Raw genomic sequence first — 15564 nt, 5'->3', positions numbered from 1 at the left:
CCCTCCGACCTGATCCGCCGGACAGGCCCTAGCCTGGACACCAGGGGGCGGCTCGGGCGAAGCCCAAGGAGGCTGACGTGGCTGAAGCGACTCCTGAGGCCGGAGCGAAAGACAGCGACCGGACCTACGCCGGCCCCCGCGGCACCGGCACCCCCGGCTACCTGCCCATCGCCGAGCACGGCCTGATCGGCGACCTGCGCAGCGCCGCCCTCGTCGGCACGAACGGCACCATCGACTGGTACTGCTGCCCCCGCTTCGACGCACCCAGCGTCTTCGCCTCGATCCTCGACGCCGAACGGGGCGGATCCTTCGAACTCGCCCCCGACGTCCCCACCCGCACCAAACAGTTCTACTTCCCCGACACCAACGTCCTGATCACCCGCTTCTTCGCGGACGACGGAGTCGGCGAGATCCAGGACTTCATGCCCGTCGTCGACGACTCACGCGAGGCCGACCGCCACCGCCTCATCCGCCGCGTGGTGTGTGTCCGCGGAGCACTCCCCTTCCGCGCCCGCGTCGCCCCCCGCTTCGAGTACGGCACCGCACCCCACACCGTGCACGCCGAGGCCCGCCAGGCGGTCTTCACCTCCGCCTCGCTGCGCCTCGCCCTGACCTCCACCGTGCCCATCGAGGTCGACGGCCCGGACGTCTGGGCCCTGTTCAAACTGCACGAGGGCGAGGCGGCCGTCTTCACCATCGACAAGATCGGCGGCGACGTGGCACCCCGCTTCTGCGCCGTCGCCGAGGCGGAACGAGAATTCAACGCGACCGTGCGCTACTGGCGCCGCTGGCTGTCCCGCTCCCGCTACCGCGGCCGCTGGCGGGAAATGGTCCACCGCTCCGCCCTCACCCTCAAACTCCTCACCTACGCCCCCACCGGCGCCATCGTCGCCGCGCCGACCACCAGCCTGCCCGAACAGATCGGCGGCGAACGCAACTGGGACTACCGCTACGTGTGGATCCGCGACGCCGCGTTCTGCGTGTACGCGATGCTCAGACTCGGCTTCACCGACGAGGCCGAAGCCTTCATGGGCTTCGTCACCGAACACGTCCAGCGCGCCCCCGACGGCCCGTGCGGACCCACCGGCCCCCTGCAGATCATGTACGGCATCGACGGATGCCGTGACCTGCCCGAACGCGAACTGCCCCACCTCGAGGGCTACCGCGGCTCGGCCCCCGTACGCATCGGCAACGCCGCCGTCGACCAGCTCCAGCTCGACATCTACGGGGCACTCGTCGACTCCCTCTACCTCTACGACAAGTGGGGCAAGCCCATCTCCAGCGCCCACTGGGACAGCATCAGCGAGCTCGTCGACTGGGTGTGCGACCACTGGGACCAGCCCGACGAGGGAGTCTGGGAGACCCGCGGCGGCCGCAAGACGTTCCTCTACTCCCGCCTCATGTGCTGGGTGGCGATCGAACGCGCCATGCGGCTGGCCCGGCACCGCGGCCTGCCCGCCGACATGGTCCGCTGGGGCGCCGTCCGCGACACGATCTACCGGCGGATCATGAGCCACGGCTGGTCCGCCGAACGCCACGCCTTCACCCAGTACGAGGACAGCGACATCCTCGACGCCTCCCTGCTGATGATGCCGCTGGCGAAGTTCATCGCCCCGACCGACCCCAAATGGCTCGCCACCCTCGACGCCCTCGGCGAGGACCTGGTGTCCGACTCCCTGGTCTACCGCTACGACCCCCAGGCCAGCCCCGACGGCCTCCAGGGCGAGGAAGGCACCTTCTCGATCTGCTCCTTCTGGTACGTCGAGGCACTCACCCGCGCGGGCCGCCTGGACGAGGCCCGCCTCGCCTTCGAGAAGATGCTCACCTACGCCAACCACCTCGGCCTCTACGCGGAGGAGATCGGCCACACCGGCGAACAGCGCGGCAACTTCCCCCAGGCCTTCACCCACCTCGCCCTGATCAGCGCCGCCTTCAACCTCGACCGCATGCTCGGCTAGACGAGTGGCTCCGAAGTGATCAGTGGTCGTAGGCAATCAGCGATCGGGTGATCGGTGCGTGGGTCTTGTTGTTGTGCCAGATCGTGGCAGCCATGGCCAGGATCCGTTGGGCAACTCGGCGAGGGCCTTCTCGAACGGCTTGGACGCGAAGCCCTTGTCCGAGACGAGCAGGATGCCCTCGCGGCTGGTGACGAGTCGGGCATCAACCTCCGGCATCGCGGCGAGCACCTCACGTCCGCCGATCTTCGGGTTGGCCAGAGCCCACATGATCGGCATGCCCGTCGGGGTGCACACCAGATACAGGCGCAGGCCCCAGAAGAAGCGTGAGTGGGAGGCGCAGGAGCCGTACCCGGCCCAGCCCGCCAGGTGGGAACGCTGCACGGTCGGACGGGACATCCCGCACGGCACCGGGGTCGAGTCGGTGATCCAGTGGTTGTCGAACCAGAAGTCGCTGTCTATCGCCAACTCTCGGATCATGCACTTGACCAGCGGAAGCGCCGAGCGAAGCCGTTTGTTGCAGCCAGCATGCTGCGGCAGGTACGGGAACATGCCGAGCAGGTGCTTGCGCACGTAGCGCAGCCATCGCACCTCGGAATGGTGGCCGAGCAGCGCCTGGGCCAACCGCTAGGCAGACAAGCTCGGAGTTGCTGAGCTGGGGCGGTCGTCCCATCCACCGCGTACCTGCGATCTCGTCGTCGATCTTCACATAGAGTGCGGTCAAGAGGCTCTCAAGGTCTGTCGTCACGCACGGATCGTTGAGGTCCTCGCCGCCTTGGTGGAGCCGAACGTGGGACTTACTCCAGCTCCTCCGCCAACAGGTCCATCAGCAGCCCGTCGTGCCAGCTGCCGTCCGGGCCGCGCTCGTACTGCCGCATGATGCCCACCGGGCGGAAGCCGACCTTGCGGTAGCACCGGATGGCAGCGGCATTGTCTGCGGCCGGGTCGATCACCAGTCTGCGGTATCCGTGATCATCGATCAGATGGCGTGCCAGGGCGCGGACGGCGTCAGTGCCAAGGCCGCGCCCGTGCACCGCCGGGTCGAGATAGATGTCGATGTTGGCATGCCGGTAGTCCGGCTCGTCCTCGGCGCCCCACTGGATAGCGCCGACCACCCGGCCGCCGTGCTCGACCGCGAAGGTCCGGGCCCCGGGATCTTCCAGGTCCTCGGTCACGGCGGCCGTCAGGTCGTCGCCGCCCCGCCAGCGCGTGTACACCTCAGGCGTGGTCCGGATCGCGGCCAGAGCCGGGATATCGCCCACCGTCGACGGGCGAAGCGTCACCAGGGCTCCGCGCAGGACCGTCCGCATGCCACTGATCATCCCCGCCTTCGGATCCACTCGTCCAGAGCGCACACCCGGCCGGCACCAGCAGCCCAGGACGCCGCCTGCCCCCGCGCCCGGCCCGGCCGCCCCGAGCGGCAACACCCGCCCCCTGGCCGCACCGCCCCACCGTCCCTGGCTGTGACGCAGCTCCTGTCGCCCCCGCAGGAGGCCGCCGTACCGTTGTCCGCCACGCACATCCCCGCCCGGGCGCGCAGTGCCCGCGACCGGATCACTCACACCGGAACACCCAGGACAGGCGGGCACACGCACAGGACGGTCCACCATGCCCACCACTCTCTCGCCCGTCATCACCGCCTCCACACGCTGGCTCCTGTCGGCCTTCCCCCCGGCCGCCGGCCCGCTGAACCAGGCCCTGGCCGAAGCCCAGGCAGGGCACGCCGCCACCATCGCCGCCGCCCTGCGCTACCCCACCGCGCTGGACGCCGAACTGCTGGACCTGCTCGGCCCCGGCGGCTCCGGCCGGCTGGACTTCGTCACCGGCGCCGACGCACCCCCGCTGACGGACGCCACCCACGCCTGGCGCACCCAGGTCGACGAGACCGTCGTCAGCTGGGCGGCCTGCCTGCTGGCCGACGCCGACCTCGCCGTCCTGGCCGCCGCCTGCCTGGCCGCCACCCACCACGGCCCCGACAGCGTGGGCGACGCGCGCCGGCTGACCATTCCCAGCCCGCGCGACCACCGCGCGGCCCCCCTGCTGCGCCACCCGGACTTCCTCGGCCCGATCGCGGACCTCCACCGCGAGACCCTCCTCGGCCTCCTCGGCGCCGCCCCGGCCGTCACCGCCCCCCGGCCCAGGTGACCGGCAGCCGGCCGCCGCGGCCCGTCGCGCTCAGGGCGCCTTGAACAGAGCGGGGAAACGAGGAGCGAGCCAGGGCTTGCGCCCCCCGACCAGGATGCGGCCCTGAGCGAGGGCGCCCCACTGGCCCCGGCGCCCGAGTGCCATCAGGAGAAACGTGACCGGCTCGATGAGGATGGTGCAGTCCGCACGCCCCGGCAGCCGCTCATCGACCGACACCGCATCCCCGGCCACCCGCACACCGAACCGGCCGCCGCCCCACAGGCGGATCGCGTAGCAGGCGCTCAGCCCGGCCGTGCGGGCCGTGTCGGTCACCCGTGGCATCGCCGTCATCAAGAACGGCAGCGTCAGCCGCACCCGCTCCCGGTCGATCATGTGCGCACGCCCCAGCGCACGGGCGAGATCGTAACCGTGTCCCAGCATGTGCGTGAGCAGATACGACCCCAGCACATCCGGTCCCATCGGGCCCAGCGGAGTGACCACCGTCCCCTGCGCGCTGCGCTCCTCCAGCGCCTTCACACACGCACCGGCCTGCTCCACGATCATCCCGGCCAGCGGCTCGGCCCCGCGCTCACCGAACACGGCGAGCGCCTGCTCGTTGGCCGCGGCGAGACTCTGCGGCGTGCCGTCCCCGTAGCTGCGCGCACGTCCCGCCGCGATGTCCGCCATCAGCTCGTTGGCCAGTGCCAGATGCGCGGCCGCCTCCCCGACGCTCCACTGCGACTGCGGCACCCGGCGTTCCATGCCGGCGCCCGCGCGCAGCAGTGCGGCGATCTCCTCGGCCGTATCCCGTATCGCCGCACCGAGCCCCTCGGGCACCGCGCCCCGTACGTCCGGTCCCGCCACTGGTTCCACGCCGCCTCATCCTCACTTCTCGTTCCCGTTCCGGTGCCCGGTTTTGCCCGTAGCCGGCGGGCGAACACGCGTCACGGATCACCCCGGCGTACAGAAGACCAGGTGACAAAGGCAGCGACAAGCCTCTGGACCACGCGGCCGGGACCAGACCCCGTCCGCGGCACCGGCCGCTCCTGCCCGGCGCCTTTGCCCTCACCGAGTCCGTTCGCCACGCCGGTTCGGCCGGCCGGTTCGCCAAGTCCGTTCGCTCCGGGCCGTGTTGCGGGGACGCCGCGAAAGGGCAGGTGGTGGGGAACCCTCGCCGAACTTCTCCGCACGGCCGCCGGCGGCGGGGAGACGCGGGTCACATCGGTCCGTGTCACAGGAGGTCGGGCTATCTCGTCTCGGGGGGTGTAGCCACGGACGACCACCAAGGAGCACGCGATGGACGCGCGAGTGAACTACTTCGCCGGCCCGACCGCCGGAAAAGCCCTCAAGTACTTCATATCGGCGGGCAAGGCGCTCAAGGACTCGCCGCTGCCGGCCGCGACGCAGGAACTGGTGGCACTGCGCGTGAGCCAGATCAACGGATGCGCCGTCTGCATCGACATGCACACCAAGGAGGCTGCCGCTGCCGGCGAGACCCCGGTACGCCTCAACCTGGTCGCGGCGTGGCGCGAGGCCACGGTCTTCACCGAGGCCGAGCGTGCCGCGCTGGAGCTGGCGGAGGAGGGGACCCGGGTCGCGGACGCGGCCGGCGGGGTCGGCGACGAGGTGTGGGCGCATGCCGCCAAGCACTATGACGAGGACCAGCTCACCGCCCTGGTGGTCCTGGTCTCCTTCATGAACGCGGTGAACCGGCTGAACATCATCACCCGGCAGCCGGCCGGCAACTACGAGGCGGGGCAGTTCCATTGAGAGGTGGAGGGGAGATGCCGGGCAACAGGAGGGTGACCTCATGAACCTCGCACTGTGGATCGGTGCCGGACTGCTGGCCGTGGTAGCCCTGACCGGCGGCATCAGCAAGACGTTCGTGCCCAAGGAGAGACTGGCCGCGGTCCAGGGCGGGGGATGGACCGAAGACGCCGGCGCCGGCTTCGTCAAGACCCTCGGTGTCCTCGAGCTCCTGGCCGCGGTGGGCCTGATCCTGCCCGCTGCGGTCGGCATCGCACCGGTTCTGGCGCCGGTGACCGCCATGTGCTGGATCTTGCTGATGGCCGGTGCGATGATCACCCACGGCCGCCGCGGCGAATCCCCGTATGTGGTGCTGAACCTGATGTATCTCGTGCTTGCGGCATTCGTGGCATGGGGCCGCTTCGGCCCCGAGTCCTTCAGCGGCTGACCAGTGCCACAGCGCACCGGAAGATGCCTGCGCCGACGGGTGCGGCCGGATGCGGGGCGTTCAAGGGAAGGGGGTTCGGCGTGAGCAAGGTCGAGGAGTTCGAGGAGCTGCGGCCGCTGCTGTTTTCGATCGCCTACCGGATTCTGGGCAGCGTGAGCGAGGCCGAGGACGCGGTGCAGGAGACATGGCTGCGCTTTGACGGCTCGTCGACCCGGCCCACGTCGACCAAGGCCTTCCTGTCGGCCGCGGTCACACGGATCTCCATCGATGTGCTGCGCTCCGCACGGGTGCGGCGGGAGGAGTACGTGGGCCCGTGGTTTCCCGAGCCGCTGCTGAGCGATCCGTATCAGGATCCGGTACAGGCGGTGGAGCTGGCCGACTCGGTGTCGATGGCGGCGCTGCTGCTGCTTGAGCGGCTCAGCCCGCTGGAGCGGGCGGTGTTCGTGCTGCGGGAGGTCTTCGCCTTCGAGTTCGACGAGGTCGCCGCGGCGGTGGGGCGTTCGGAGGCGGCATGCCGGCAGCTGCTGGTGCGGGCGCGGCGGCACATGGAGGCCGGGCGGCCGCGGTTCGAAGCGGACCGGCAGGAGCGGCACGAGCTGGCGAGGCGGTTCTTCGACGCGCTGAAGAGCGGCGATGTGGACGGGCTGCGGGATCTGCTGGCCGCCGACGTGCAACTGGTCGGGGACGGCGGCGGCAAGGCCCCGCAGCTGGCCAAGGCCGTCATGGGCGCGCAGAACGTGGCCCGGGTGCTGGGCACGGTCTTCCCCTTGATGAGCCGGATCGACGTGAGGTTCGAGCCGCACGAGGTCAACGGCCAGCCCGGCGCGATCTTCCGGGACCGGGACGGCAAGGTGCTCCACACCCTGGCCCTCGACGTGCTCGACGGGCAGATCCAGACCATCCGCACGGTGATCAATCCCGACAAGCTCGGCCACCTCGGGCCGGTCGCCGACGCCTGGGCCGTCGACCGCGAGGTGAAGCAGGCCCGCCGGCAGATGAACTGACCCCGGTGCGTGGCGCGGACCGGCTCATCCGCCGGCAGCTCATGTCAGCGGCCAGCGGTCACAGGGCGGTTCCCGACCGCCCTTCGGGCAGACGGCGGGAAGACGACGACAGGCCCTGGCCGATACGGACGAACGTGACCGTGACGGGCGGACTGCTCCAGGCCGGTGTCGCCGACGCCGAACCGGTGGCTGTTCCGCTCATCAGCCTGAAGCGATCACCCCCGTGGCGTGCCCGGATCGACCCGAACCATGGCGCGCCGCCCCCTGCGCGGCACACACGCACCGGCCGCCACTCGCCCGCACGCGGCCACGCGGCCCGGTCACTTGAGGATGTTGACGGCCCGGGCGACCACCAGCACCACCGTCACCAAGGAGACCGAGGACTGCAGCATCATCAGCATCTTGGCCCACCGCGACAGCGGCATCACGTCGGTCGGGCTGAAGGCGGTGGAGTTGGTGAACGACAGATACAGGTAGTCCAGGAACGCCGGCTCCCAGTCCGGCGGCGCGGTCTCCGGGCTCTGCATCTGCACGAAGAGGAAGTCGGCGTACTGACTCCGGCCGCGGACCCGCGCCATCGGCCCGCCGCGGTCCCACTCCCAGTACCACAGGGCGAACACGATGACGTTCGTCAGCCAGATACCGCCGCCGGTCAGCAGCAGCGGCCCGGCCTCCGTCGCTTCGGTGCCGTTGACCAGACCCGCCACCAGCCGGACCGCCGACCAGCCGTTGGCCAGACTGACCACACCGGTCAGAGCCAGCCCCCACCACCGCAGCCACCGGGTGCTCGGTTCGACCCGCCGGGGATTGGCCGCGATCAGACCGGCCAGCAGCACCAACTCCAGAGCCGGCAAAGCCCAGTACGGCTGGAAGGCGAGCCGGTGCGGCAGCATCCACTGCAGAGCGACCGCCACCAGGATCACCGCGGTCACCGCCCAGCGCGGCTCCCCCCGCGTCGCCCGCCGCCACGCGGGCGCCACCTCACGCTCACCGCTCTCCAGCAGCCGCTCGATCCGCGCCAGGCGGCTTTCGGCATCACCCGTACCGTCACTCATGGCGACGATTGTCCTCGGTGAAGGCCGCCCCTTCGAACAGGCCCCGATGCACTGGGCGCCGATGCCGACCAGCCCCGCCAGCAGGCATCGACACCAGCACAAGGGACACATGTTGCCGCCTCTGACGCACACCCTGCGGACCCGCACCGACCGCGGCTGCTCCTGGACGGTCACCGCCACCGGGGCCGACGACACCGGCATCGCGCACCGGGGCGCGGGAGCGGCATGCGACTTCGAGGCGATCGGCCAACTGCTCGCGGCCGCCGCCGAACCCGCCCCCTCCCGCCGGCCGAGCAGCGGCGGGCCCTGCGCGCGGCCCTCGGTCTCTCGCGCGCCGAAGTGGCCCGCGCCCTCGGCGTGAGTGCGATGGCCCTGCTGGACATCACCCGCAAAGGCGGCCGCTACGACATCGTGGCGCACCCCTGGATCCCGGACGTCCCGCGCAAGCAGTCCGCCCGCGGCGCGGACGAGATCTGGGAGGCCCGCCCGGACATGGACCCGGCCCGAACTCCCCGCGGGCCGACACGAGATGACGGCGCCCGACATCAACGGCGCCTATCTCTCCGCGCTCAAGACCCACCTGCCGATCCGCCGGCTGGAACACACCACCGGCCTCCCGCACGACCGCAGCCGCGCCGGAGTTCACCTGATCACACCCCCGGCAGGGGAGCACGAGCACACGCTCCCCAACCCCCTGGGCAGCAGGGACGAACCAGGCCCCCTGCGGGTCACCGAACCCCCCCTGCGCCTGCTGCTGCGCCTGTCCTCCCCGAAGTACGGGCTGTGCGACCCGCCCCAGATCCACGAGTCGTTCACCTCCGGCGCGACGGAGAACCTCTTGGAGAAGTTCCGCGCCCGGACACCGTAGGCCCCAAAGCGGTGCCGGACGACAGGAAAACCATTCCGGACCACTACTGCAGGAATTCACCGAAGCCCACTGCCGCCCCGATCCTGTATTCGTGACTCACCCTGAAATACGCGACGATGAGGCTCCGTCAAGTCGGCTGCCGGGAAAGCGAGGAGACGAAATGCCGGAAAGGAAAAATGATTTCGGCAAATTCGGCGCTCGCGGCATCAAGGGCCACGAGGCCGTGGCCCGGCAACTCGACGCGCTCGCAGGGTTCGTCGCCACCCCGGTCACCGCCCGGCGCGGCCTCCTCGCCCGGCTCCAACTACCTCACCCGCTCGGAGCGTGCCCGCGCCGCGGCCCGAGAGGGCGGTCCGACGGTCACCGGCCGGACGCTGAAGGCCTGGCTGGACGGCAGGCGGAGCCCCTCCAGGAAGAACCTGGGCAACATCGAGAGCGCGTACCTGCAGGTGCGCCGGCGCAACGTCGCGCGTTACCTGCTCGGCCGTCTCCACCGGGAAGGCCGCGGGACCCGCGTGGAGTTCCACCCGCTCAACCGGTCCCAGGTCACCAGGCCCCAGCACCGCGTCGTCGAGTTCCGCACCCTCAACGTCCGTCACTGGGACCGCATCGTCGAGGCCTGGGACGCCGCCGACGACCAGGCCCTCGACGACGCCTGGATCAACGAGGCCGTCGTGGAGGCCCGACTGCCTGACGGGTGAAGCCGGACTGGTGAAGGATTCGGGGCGGTACCGCATTCCCGCGCCGAAGGATAAGAAACCCATAAACTTCGGGTGTATGGCGGGGTGTTGCCGGGGAACTCGCTGCTTCGGAGGTTGATAACTATGGTTCCCCTGCTTCTCGTTCTTCTGCTTGCCCTGGTTCTCTTCGGCGCCGGTTTCGCGCTGAAGGCTCTGTGGATCGTGGCCGTGATCGTGCTGGCCGTGTGGCTGCTGGGTTTCGTCATGCGTTCCGCCGGAACCGGCGGCGGCCGTGGCCGTTGGTACCGCTGGTAGTGAACGGCAGTCCCACCCCCTGGTGCGGGGCGGCCCCGGACGCCAACGTCCGGGGCCGCCCCGCACGCATGTGACTCTTGCGTGAAAATGCCGGCGCCGAGGCGCGGGTGGTGGGGGAGCGGGGCAGGAGAACGGTGTGGCCGGGAGGCCCGCTGTGCGCGCCCGGAACCGCGCACCTCCAACACGGCGGACTTCCCGGGCACACCAGGCCGCACGCCTCGGGCAGAGCGTGGATCACCCCAGGCCGAGGCGGAGAGGCGCTGAGGGCTCGACGCCGCGAGCTCGGCACACGGCGGCGCCGCCTCTCAGTGGACCGGCAGGACCGTTGTCACGGTGCCGTTGCGAAGGCGTTCTCGGCCCAGTCGGCGAACGACGTCCAGCGCAGACGGGGACGGGCGGCGTGCAGCGCCGGCAGGTCGACGCGGTAGCCGGGGCCACGCAGGAATGCCCACATCGCTCGCATGTCGTCGTTGCCGATCTCGTCGAGCTGTACTTCGTTGTGGCGGACGGTCACACCGACTGTCGTGCTCAACGCGGCCGCCATGTCATCGGGCGTGGGGGCGTCGCCGGCCAGCTCGATGCGCTGCCCGGCGAACGCGTCGGGCGCGGCGAAGACGGCGGCGGCGAACTCGCCCAGATCGGGGCGCGCCAGTTGCTGCAGCGGACGGTCAGGTGGCAGGGGCAGATCGAGCACCCCCTGGCGGATCCGGTCCTCGCCGCCGAGGGCATTGTCGAAGAAGTAGGTGGGCCCCAGGATCGTGTAGGGCACCTCGCCCGCGGCCAGTTCCCGCTCGATGACGGCCTTGGTCTCGAAGTGCGGCACGCCGGTGTCCTGGTCGGCACCCGCCACGGAACTGAAGACCAGGTGCGGCACACGAGCATGACGGGCGGCGGCGAGAATGGTCCGGCCCTGTGCGATCTCGGCGGCCGGCCCTGACTCGAAGGGCGTGGTCATCGCGAACACACCGGCTGTGCCCCGCATGGCGGAGGCGAGGGACTCGCGGTCCATGAGATCTCCGCCCACCACCTCGGCGCCGCGCGCGGCCAGATCCCGGGCCGCAGCGGATCGAGGGTTGCGGACCAGGCCACGGACGGCGGCGCCGCGGGACAGCAACGCGCTGACGACGGCGCCGCCCTGCCCTCCGGTCGCCCCGAGAACCAGTACCGACTGGTCGACATTCACGATGAAAGCTCCTTCCGGTCGGCCCCGGAGGGCCCCGCCTCTGGTGGGACCGAGCCGCCGGATCACTCCTTGCGATGCGGGCGCACGGTTGCTCGTGGAGCATGCAACCGTCCCGGTCCGGTGGCCGGTGAGGCGCGCCGGGGGCCTGCCGGGTTGCCTGATTCCCCGGCTGAGGGCAGCGTGGTCGGTGTCGGCCGGCTGTCCCGGCGGGAGAGGAGTGTGCTGTGGCCTTGACATCCTCCCCTCCCTGAAGGGAGGGGATTCCTGGCTCAGACTGCCTCCGGGAGCAGCGCCCCCAGGGGTCTTGCGCCCTCAACACCAGCCGGGATGAGACCAGCCCGGACCAGCATCACACGCGCGGAGTTCTTGTCCCTGGGGGACACGGTTCCGCACGCGGTGCAGGTGTAGGTACGTTCCGAAAGAGGAAGTGCGTGCTTGGTTCTCGCTCCGCACGATGCGCAGTCCATGGTGGTGTGCGCGGGGTGCACGAGGCGGATGTCCCGCCCGTGCTTGCGGCCCATCTCGATCAGGGCCTGCTTGGTGGCGCCGATCGCGGCGTCAGCCGCCTTGCGGGCCATGGTGGTCTTCGCGAGGAACTTCGGCCGGAAGTCCTCGACAGCGACGGCGTCGTGTCCCCGGACGACGGACTTGGCCCACTTGCGGGCGGTGTCCTGCCGCTGCCGGGCGATCTTCGTGTAGGTCTTCGCGCGCCACTTCTTCGCCTCACGGTAGCCCTTCGAGGCCGCCCGGCCCTTCTTCGGCCTGCGGCGAGCCATCATCCGGTCGTACCTCGACAGCTTGGCCTGTGCCTTCCGGCCGTGCTCGGCATGCGGCAGGTCGTACGCGTCGGATGTGGTGGTGGCGGTCTCCTGCACGCCCCAGTCCACGCCGAGGACGGCACCGGTCTGAGGGAGCGGCTGAAGTCCGGTGGCCACGACGAACGACGCCCACCAGTGCCCCACCGCGTCCTGGTATACGCGCACCGAGCTGGGCGCGGCGGAAAGTTCGCGGGACCACACCACGGTGAGGACGATGTCCCCGGCGAGGTGCAGGCGGCCGCCCTTCAGCCGGAAGCCTCGGGTGGTGTAGTTCAGCGTCGGCAGCGCTTCACGCTTCTTCTTGTGCCTGGGCATGCCCGCGCGCTGCCGCATCGGCAGACGGCGTTCGACGTCCTTCAGCGCCTTGGAGCGGGACTTGGCGAAGTCCCTGACCGTCTGCTGCTGGGGGACGCTCGTGCCTTCTCGCAGCCACGGGGTCTTCGCGCGGGCCTCGGTGAGCATTTTGTCGAGTTGCGCCGGACCGCACGTCAGCTTGTCGCCCGGGTGTGCGCGATTGCGGGCGTGCACGGCGCGGGACTTGGCGGCGCATTCGTTCCACACCCACCGGCACCGGTCCCACTCGGCAAGCAGTGCCGTGCGAGCGGTCGACGACACGCGGAGCCGGCACGTGTACCGGGAATGCCCGGGGCCCTCCGATATTTATGGTGTCGTCATGGCATCATTTTGGCATGGCTGACGAGAGAAGAATCTCCCTTCGACTTCCAACGGACCTCCATGGACGGCTGGTTGAGCAAGCACGTACAGACCGGCGGTCCCTCAACTCTGAGATCGTCCACCTGCTTGAGGTCGCGCTCGGTCCGGTGGACGGAGACGACGAACCGCCCTGACGGCGATTCGTCTTTCCTTGCCCTGCTCCGCAGGGGTCCGATTCCTCCCCGGCCTGAAGGCCGGGGCATCCTCGGAGGTACTGGGTGATCTCCGATGGGGCGTCGCGGACGACGTGGCCGCGGCTGCGTGTCGCCGACTGGACCGAGACCCGGGACACACTGCACATGTGGACCCAGATCGTCGGCAAGATCCGGCTGGCCCACGCGCCCCTGGTCAATCACTGGTGGCAGGTCACCTTCTATGTCAGCCCGCGCGGCCTCACTACGTCGGCGATCCCCTACCGCTCAGGGGTCTTCGACATCGAGTTCGACTTCCTCGACCATCAGCTGCGCATCCGCGGCAGCGACGGCGCCGACCGCAGCGTGGCCCTGGAGCCGAGGCCGGTGGCCGACTTCTACCGCGAGACGATGCGGGCCCTGAGTGAGCTGGGAATCGAGACGAAGATCCAGGCGTCTCCCAACGAGGTGGACCCGGCGATCCCCTTCGAGGAAGACGACCGGCACACTTCCTACGACCCCAGGGCCGCGCAGCTCTTCTGGCGGCAGCTGCTGCAGGCCAACCGGGTGATGGGGGAGTTCCGCTCGTACTTCGCCGGCAAGGTGAGCCCGGTGCACTTCTTCTGGGGTGCCATGGACCTGGCCTGCACGAGGTTCTCCGGACGGGCGGCGCCGCCGCATCCCGGCGGGGCCCCGAACTGCGGTGACTGGGTGATGGTGGAGGGCTACTCCCGCGAGTTGAGCAGCTGTGGTTTCTGGCCCGGCGGCGGTGAAGAGGGAGCCTTCTACGCGTACGCCTATCCCGAGCCGGGTGGCTTCGCCGGCCACCCGGTCACCCCGGCCGACGCGTTCTACAGCTCTGACTTCGGCCAGTTCCTTCTGCCGTACGAGGCGGTGCGCAGCGCGGCCGACCCGGACCGGGCAGTGGCCGGTTTCCTGCACACGACCTACGAGGCCGCCGCGGAGCACGGCGGCTGGGACCGGGCGGCTCTGGAAGAGGACCCGAACCGGTGGCGACAGCGCAGGTAGAGGGGCGGCCGTGTGCGGGGTGGGTGCGCTCTCGGTACGCGGCCGGAGGGTTCGTGTTCGCTGCGGGATCGCGGCCGCCGGCGGTCACGTCCGGTGTCCACGCCGGCGCCGGCGCTTGGCTTCGGCGATCTCGCCCGCGATGGGATGCCAGAAGTAGAGGATGAAGGCGGCGATCACGGCCACGCCGAGGACGGGAATCAGGGCGCCGAGCAGGATTGCGGTGGCGAGCCAGACAAGGGCGAGCCGGAAGCGCCGGCTGATGGCTGCCACGCCGGCTGCGTCGATGGTGGTGCTGAGCAGGCGGCGGTCATGGCGGACGTACCCCCAGATGACGTTGAACAAGACGGCCAGGAGTGCGAAGGCGGTGCCGTGGAAGACGACAGCGGTGCGCTGCCCGTGTCCGTCCCGGAACGCCTCGGCCAGCACGGAGGCGGCGAACGGCAGGAGCGCGACGTCCATCAGCAGCACGGTGTTGAGGAAGAGCACCACCCGGTCGGCGCTGCGGATGTGGTCGAACATGAGGTGATGGTTGGCCCACACCTGCCCGATCAGCATGAAGGTGAGGACGTAGGCCAGGTAGGACGGCCAGAGTGCGGCGAGGCCGTGCAACAAGTGGCGGGTGTCGTGCGGCGGGCGGATCTCCAGGACGAGCAGTGTGATGGCGATGGCGATGACGCCGTCGCTGAACGCGACCACCCGGGCGGGATCGCGCTCCACCCCGAACGACGTCGCCCCTCCTCCCGGTCCATCCGGGCCGTCCGGTCCGTGAACAGGTTCTGTCATCGCCCCAGCCTCCGGCACCGCACGCTCCCGCACGCGCAACCAGGGAGCGTTTCCCCCGGAGACGGCCAAGGCCGCGCCCCGCACGGGGGTCACGATTCCATCAGGATCGAACTGATCGACCTGGGCGGCCCGTGCTCGGCATAGTGGCCGCAGCACACCGTGCCTCGACGCACCTTGATCCGGTCACCGCACGGTGACACGACAACGCGGGGGAATGCATGCGTGCTCACAGGAAGATCGGCGCGGCGTTGGCGACAGCGGCGCTGGCCGTCGGGTTCGGCGCGGTGGCGGCTCCGTCCGCCGATGCCGCCGCGGGCTGCTGGACCAACGACGGCGGCATCAGGTGGTACTGCAACAACGTGTCGGGCGCGCCCGTCTACGGCATCATCGGCAACAACCACTCCTACCCCGACCCCGGCAAGATCGTCGGCTACATGTACTCCAACCCGAGCTGGTTCTACTGCAAGGAAGACGGCCAGGCCTGGGTCGGCGGACCGCACCCGACCCGCTGGCTGATGACCGTCGCCGACAACGGTCAGCTGGGATTCATGAAGGACACCGCGATCTACAGCGAGACCGACCCGGTGCAGGACTGCTACCGCTAGGTCCTAGCGGGTCACCGCGTGGAGTTCAGGCCCTGACGGGACATGTGTCAGGGCCTGCCATGCCATGTCGTGCCCGATCATGTCGTCTCCTCGGCGGGAAGGCAGG

General features: G+C 70.1%; 17 protein-coding genes and 3 pseudogenes. 12 read left to right on the top strand and 8 right to left on the bottom strand.

Annotated features, from left to right (window positions below; translation table 11 throughout):
• The first annotated feature begins 77 nt into the window (after window positions 1–77).
• The gene (locus ACZ7M2_RS29540; protein WP_471597862.1) at window positions 78–1958 is read left to right on the top strand and encodes a glycoside hydrolase family 15 protein; all 1881 of its coding nucleotides are present in this window, start codon (window positions 78–80) and stop codon (window positions 1956–1958) included.
• Between the two features lie 19 nt (window positions 1959–1977).
• Here ACZ7M2_RS29540 and ACZ7M2_RS29535 read toward each other — a convergent pair.
• A pseudogene (locus ACZ7M2_RS29535) lies at window positions 1978–2703 on the bottom strand (transposase family protein).
• Window positions 2704–2752: 49 nt separating this feature from the next.
• Window positions 2753–3265, bottom strand: a complete 513-nt coding sequence (locus ACZ7M2_RS29530) for a GNAT family N-acetyltransferase (RefSeq protein ID WP_099925061.1) — start codon at window positions 3263–3265, stop codon at window positions 2753–2755.
• A 298-nt stretch (window positions 3266–3563) separates the two neighbouring features.
• Between ACZ7M2_RS29530 and ACZ7M2_RS29525 the strand changes: the two genes are divergently transcribed.
• Window positions 3564–4100, top strand: coding sequence for a hypothetical protein (locus tag ACZ7M2_RS29525; protein WP_471597861.1), 537 nt, complete (start codon window positions 3564–3566; stop codon window positions 4098–4100).
• A gap of 30 nt (window positions 4101–4130) precedes the next feature.
• On the opposite strand, the gene ACZ7M2_RS29520 is transcribed toward ACZ7M2_RS29525, so the two are convergent.
• Window positions 4131–4952 (bottom strand): maleylpyruvate isomerase family mycothiol-dependent enzyme, encoded by an 822-nt coding sequence (locus ACZ7M2_RS29520; RefSeq protein ID WP_471597860.1) that lies wholly within the window; start codon window positions 4950–4952, stop codon window positions 4131–4133.
• 423 nt (window positions 4953–5375) lie between these two features.
• On the opposite strand from ACZ7M2_RS29520, the gene ACZ7M2_RS29515 reads away from it, so the two are divergent.
• The 3 genes from ACZ7M2_RS29515 to ACZ7M2_RS29505 all read left to right on the top strand — a co-directional run bounded on the left by ACZ7M2_RS29515 (window position 5376) and on the right by ACZ7M2_RS29505 (window position 7277).
• Window positions 5376–5849, top strand: a complete 474-nt coding sequence (locus tag ACZ7M2_RS29515) for a carboxymuconolactone decarboxylase family protein (RefSeq protein ID WP_471597859.1) — start codon at window positions 5376–5378, stop codon at window positions 5847–5849.
• Between the two features lie 40 nt (window positions 5850–5889).
• Window positions 5890–6273 carry a DoxX family protein gene (locus ACZ7M2_RS29510; RefSeq protein WP_471597858.1) on the top strand — a complete coding sequence of 128 codons (384 nt, stop codon included), beginning with the start codon at window positions 5890–5892 and terminating at the stop codon, window positions 6271–6273.
• Between the two features lie 80 nt (window positions 6274–6353).
• Window positions 6354–7277, top strand: coding sequence for an RNA polymerase sigma-70 factor (locus tag ACZ7M2_RS29505; RefSeq protein WP_471597857.1), 924 nt, complete (start codon window positions 6354–6356; stop codon window positions 7275–7277).
• Between the two features lie 58 nt (window positions 7278–7335).
• Here ACZ7M2_RS29505 and ACZ7M2_RS29500 read toward each other — a convergent pair whose 3' ends face one another.
• On the bottom strand, window positions 7336–7479 hold the full coding sequence (locus ACZ7M2_RS29500) for a hypothetical protein (RefSeq protein WP_471597856.1): 144 nt from the start codon (window positions 7477–7479) through the stop codon (window positions 7336–7338).
• Window positions 7480–7597: 118 nt separating this feature from the next.
• Entirely contained in the window at window positions 7598–8332 is a 735-nt protein-coding gene (locus tag ACZ7M2_RS29495; protein ID WP_471597855.1) for a hypothetical protein, read from the bottom strand.
• Here ACZ7M2_RS29495 and ACZ7M2_RS29490 point away from each other — a divergent pair.
• The 4 genes and pseudogenes from ACZ7M2_RS29490 (at window position 8331) to ACZ7M2_RS29475 (ending at window position 10195) form a co-directional block, all read left to right on the top strand.
• Window positions 8331–8693, top strand: a complete 363-nt coding sequence (locus ACZ7M2_RS29490; RefSeq protein ID WP_471597854.1) for a hypothetical protein — start codon at window positions 8331–8333, stop codon at window positions 8691–8693. The genes ACZ7M2_RS29495 and ACZ7M2_RS29490 overlap by 2 nt on opposite strands.
• A pseudogene (locus tag ACZ7M2_RS29485) lies at window positions 8693–9185 on the top strand (transcriptional regulator); the annotation flags it as partial. The gene ACZ7M2_RS29490 and the pseudogene ACZ7M2_RS29485, both read left to right, overlap by 1 nt.
• Before the next feature lie 175 nt (window positions 9186–9360).
• Window positions 9361–9901, top strand: a pseudogene (locus ACZ7M2_RS29480) (transcriptional regulator).
• A gap of 123 nt (window positions 9902–10024) precedes the next feature.
• Entirely contained in the window at window positions 10025–10195 is a 171-nt protein-coding gene (locus ACZ7M2_RS29475) for a hypothetical protein (RefSeq protein ID WP_037652668.1), read from the top strand.
• 328 nt (window positions 10196–10523) lie between these two features.
• On the opposite strand, the gene ACZ7M2_RS29470 is transcribed toward ACZ7M2_RS29475, so the two are convergent.
• Together ACZ7M2_RS29470 and ACZ7M2_RS29465 are read right to left on the bottom strand one after the other, a co-directional pair.
• Complete coding sequence (locus ACZ7M2_RS29470) at window positions 10524–11378, bottom strand: NmrA/HSCARG family protein (RefSeq protein WP_471597853.1); 855 nt, start codon at window positions 11376–11378, stop codon at window positions 10524–10526.
• 269 nt (window positions 11379–11647) lie between these two features.
• A complete protein-coding gene (locus ACZ7M2_RS29465) occupies window positions 11648–12811 on the bottom strand; it encodes an RNA-guided endonuclease InsQ/TnpB family protein (RefSeq protein WP_471597852.1) in 1164 nt (387 codons plus the stop codon).
• Window positions 12812–12858: 47 nt separating this feature from the next.
• Between ACZ7M2_RS29465 and ACZ7M2_RS29460 the strand changes: the two genes are divergently transcribed.
• Window positions 12859–13044 (top strand): Arc family DNA-binding protein, encoded by a 186-nt coding sequence (locus ACZ7M2_RS29460; protein WP_471597851.1) that lies wholly within the window; start codon window positions 12859–12861, stop codon window positions 13042–13044.
• Window positions 13045–13128: 84 nt separating this feature from the next.
• Entirely contained in the window at window positions 13129–14070 is a 942-nt protein-coding gene (locus ACZ7M2_RS29455) for a DUF5996 family protein (protein WP_471597850.1), read from the top strand.
• Between the two features lie 84 nt (window positions 14071–14154).
• Here ACZ7M2_RS29455 and ACZ7M2_RS29450 read toward each other — a convergent pair whose 3' ends face one another.
• The gene (locus ACZ7M2_RS29450; protein ID WP_471597849.1) at window positions 14155–14853 is read right to left on the bottom strand and encodes a TMEM175 family protein; all 699 of its coding nucleotides are present in this window, start codon (window positions 14851–14853) and stop codon (window positions 14155–14157) included.
• A gap of 218 nt (window positions 14854–15071) precedes the next feature.
• Here ACZ7M2_RS29450 and ACZ7M2_RS29445 point away from each other — a divergent pair, with 218 nt between their 5' ends.
• Window positions 15072–15458 carry a hypothetical protein gene (locus ACZ7M2_RS29445; protein ID WP_351431277.1) on the top strand — a complete coding sequence of 129 codons (387 nt, stop codon included), beginning with the start codon at window positions 15072–15074 and terminating at the stop codon, window positions 15456–15458.
• Window positions 15459–15564 lie beyond the last annotated feature (106 nt).

It is taken from the genome of Streptomyces sp. NPDC111507 (assembly GCF_055638955.1).
This window is presented reverse-complemented; position numbering and strand designations above follow the sequence as displayed.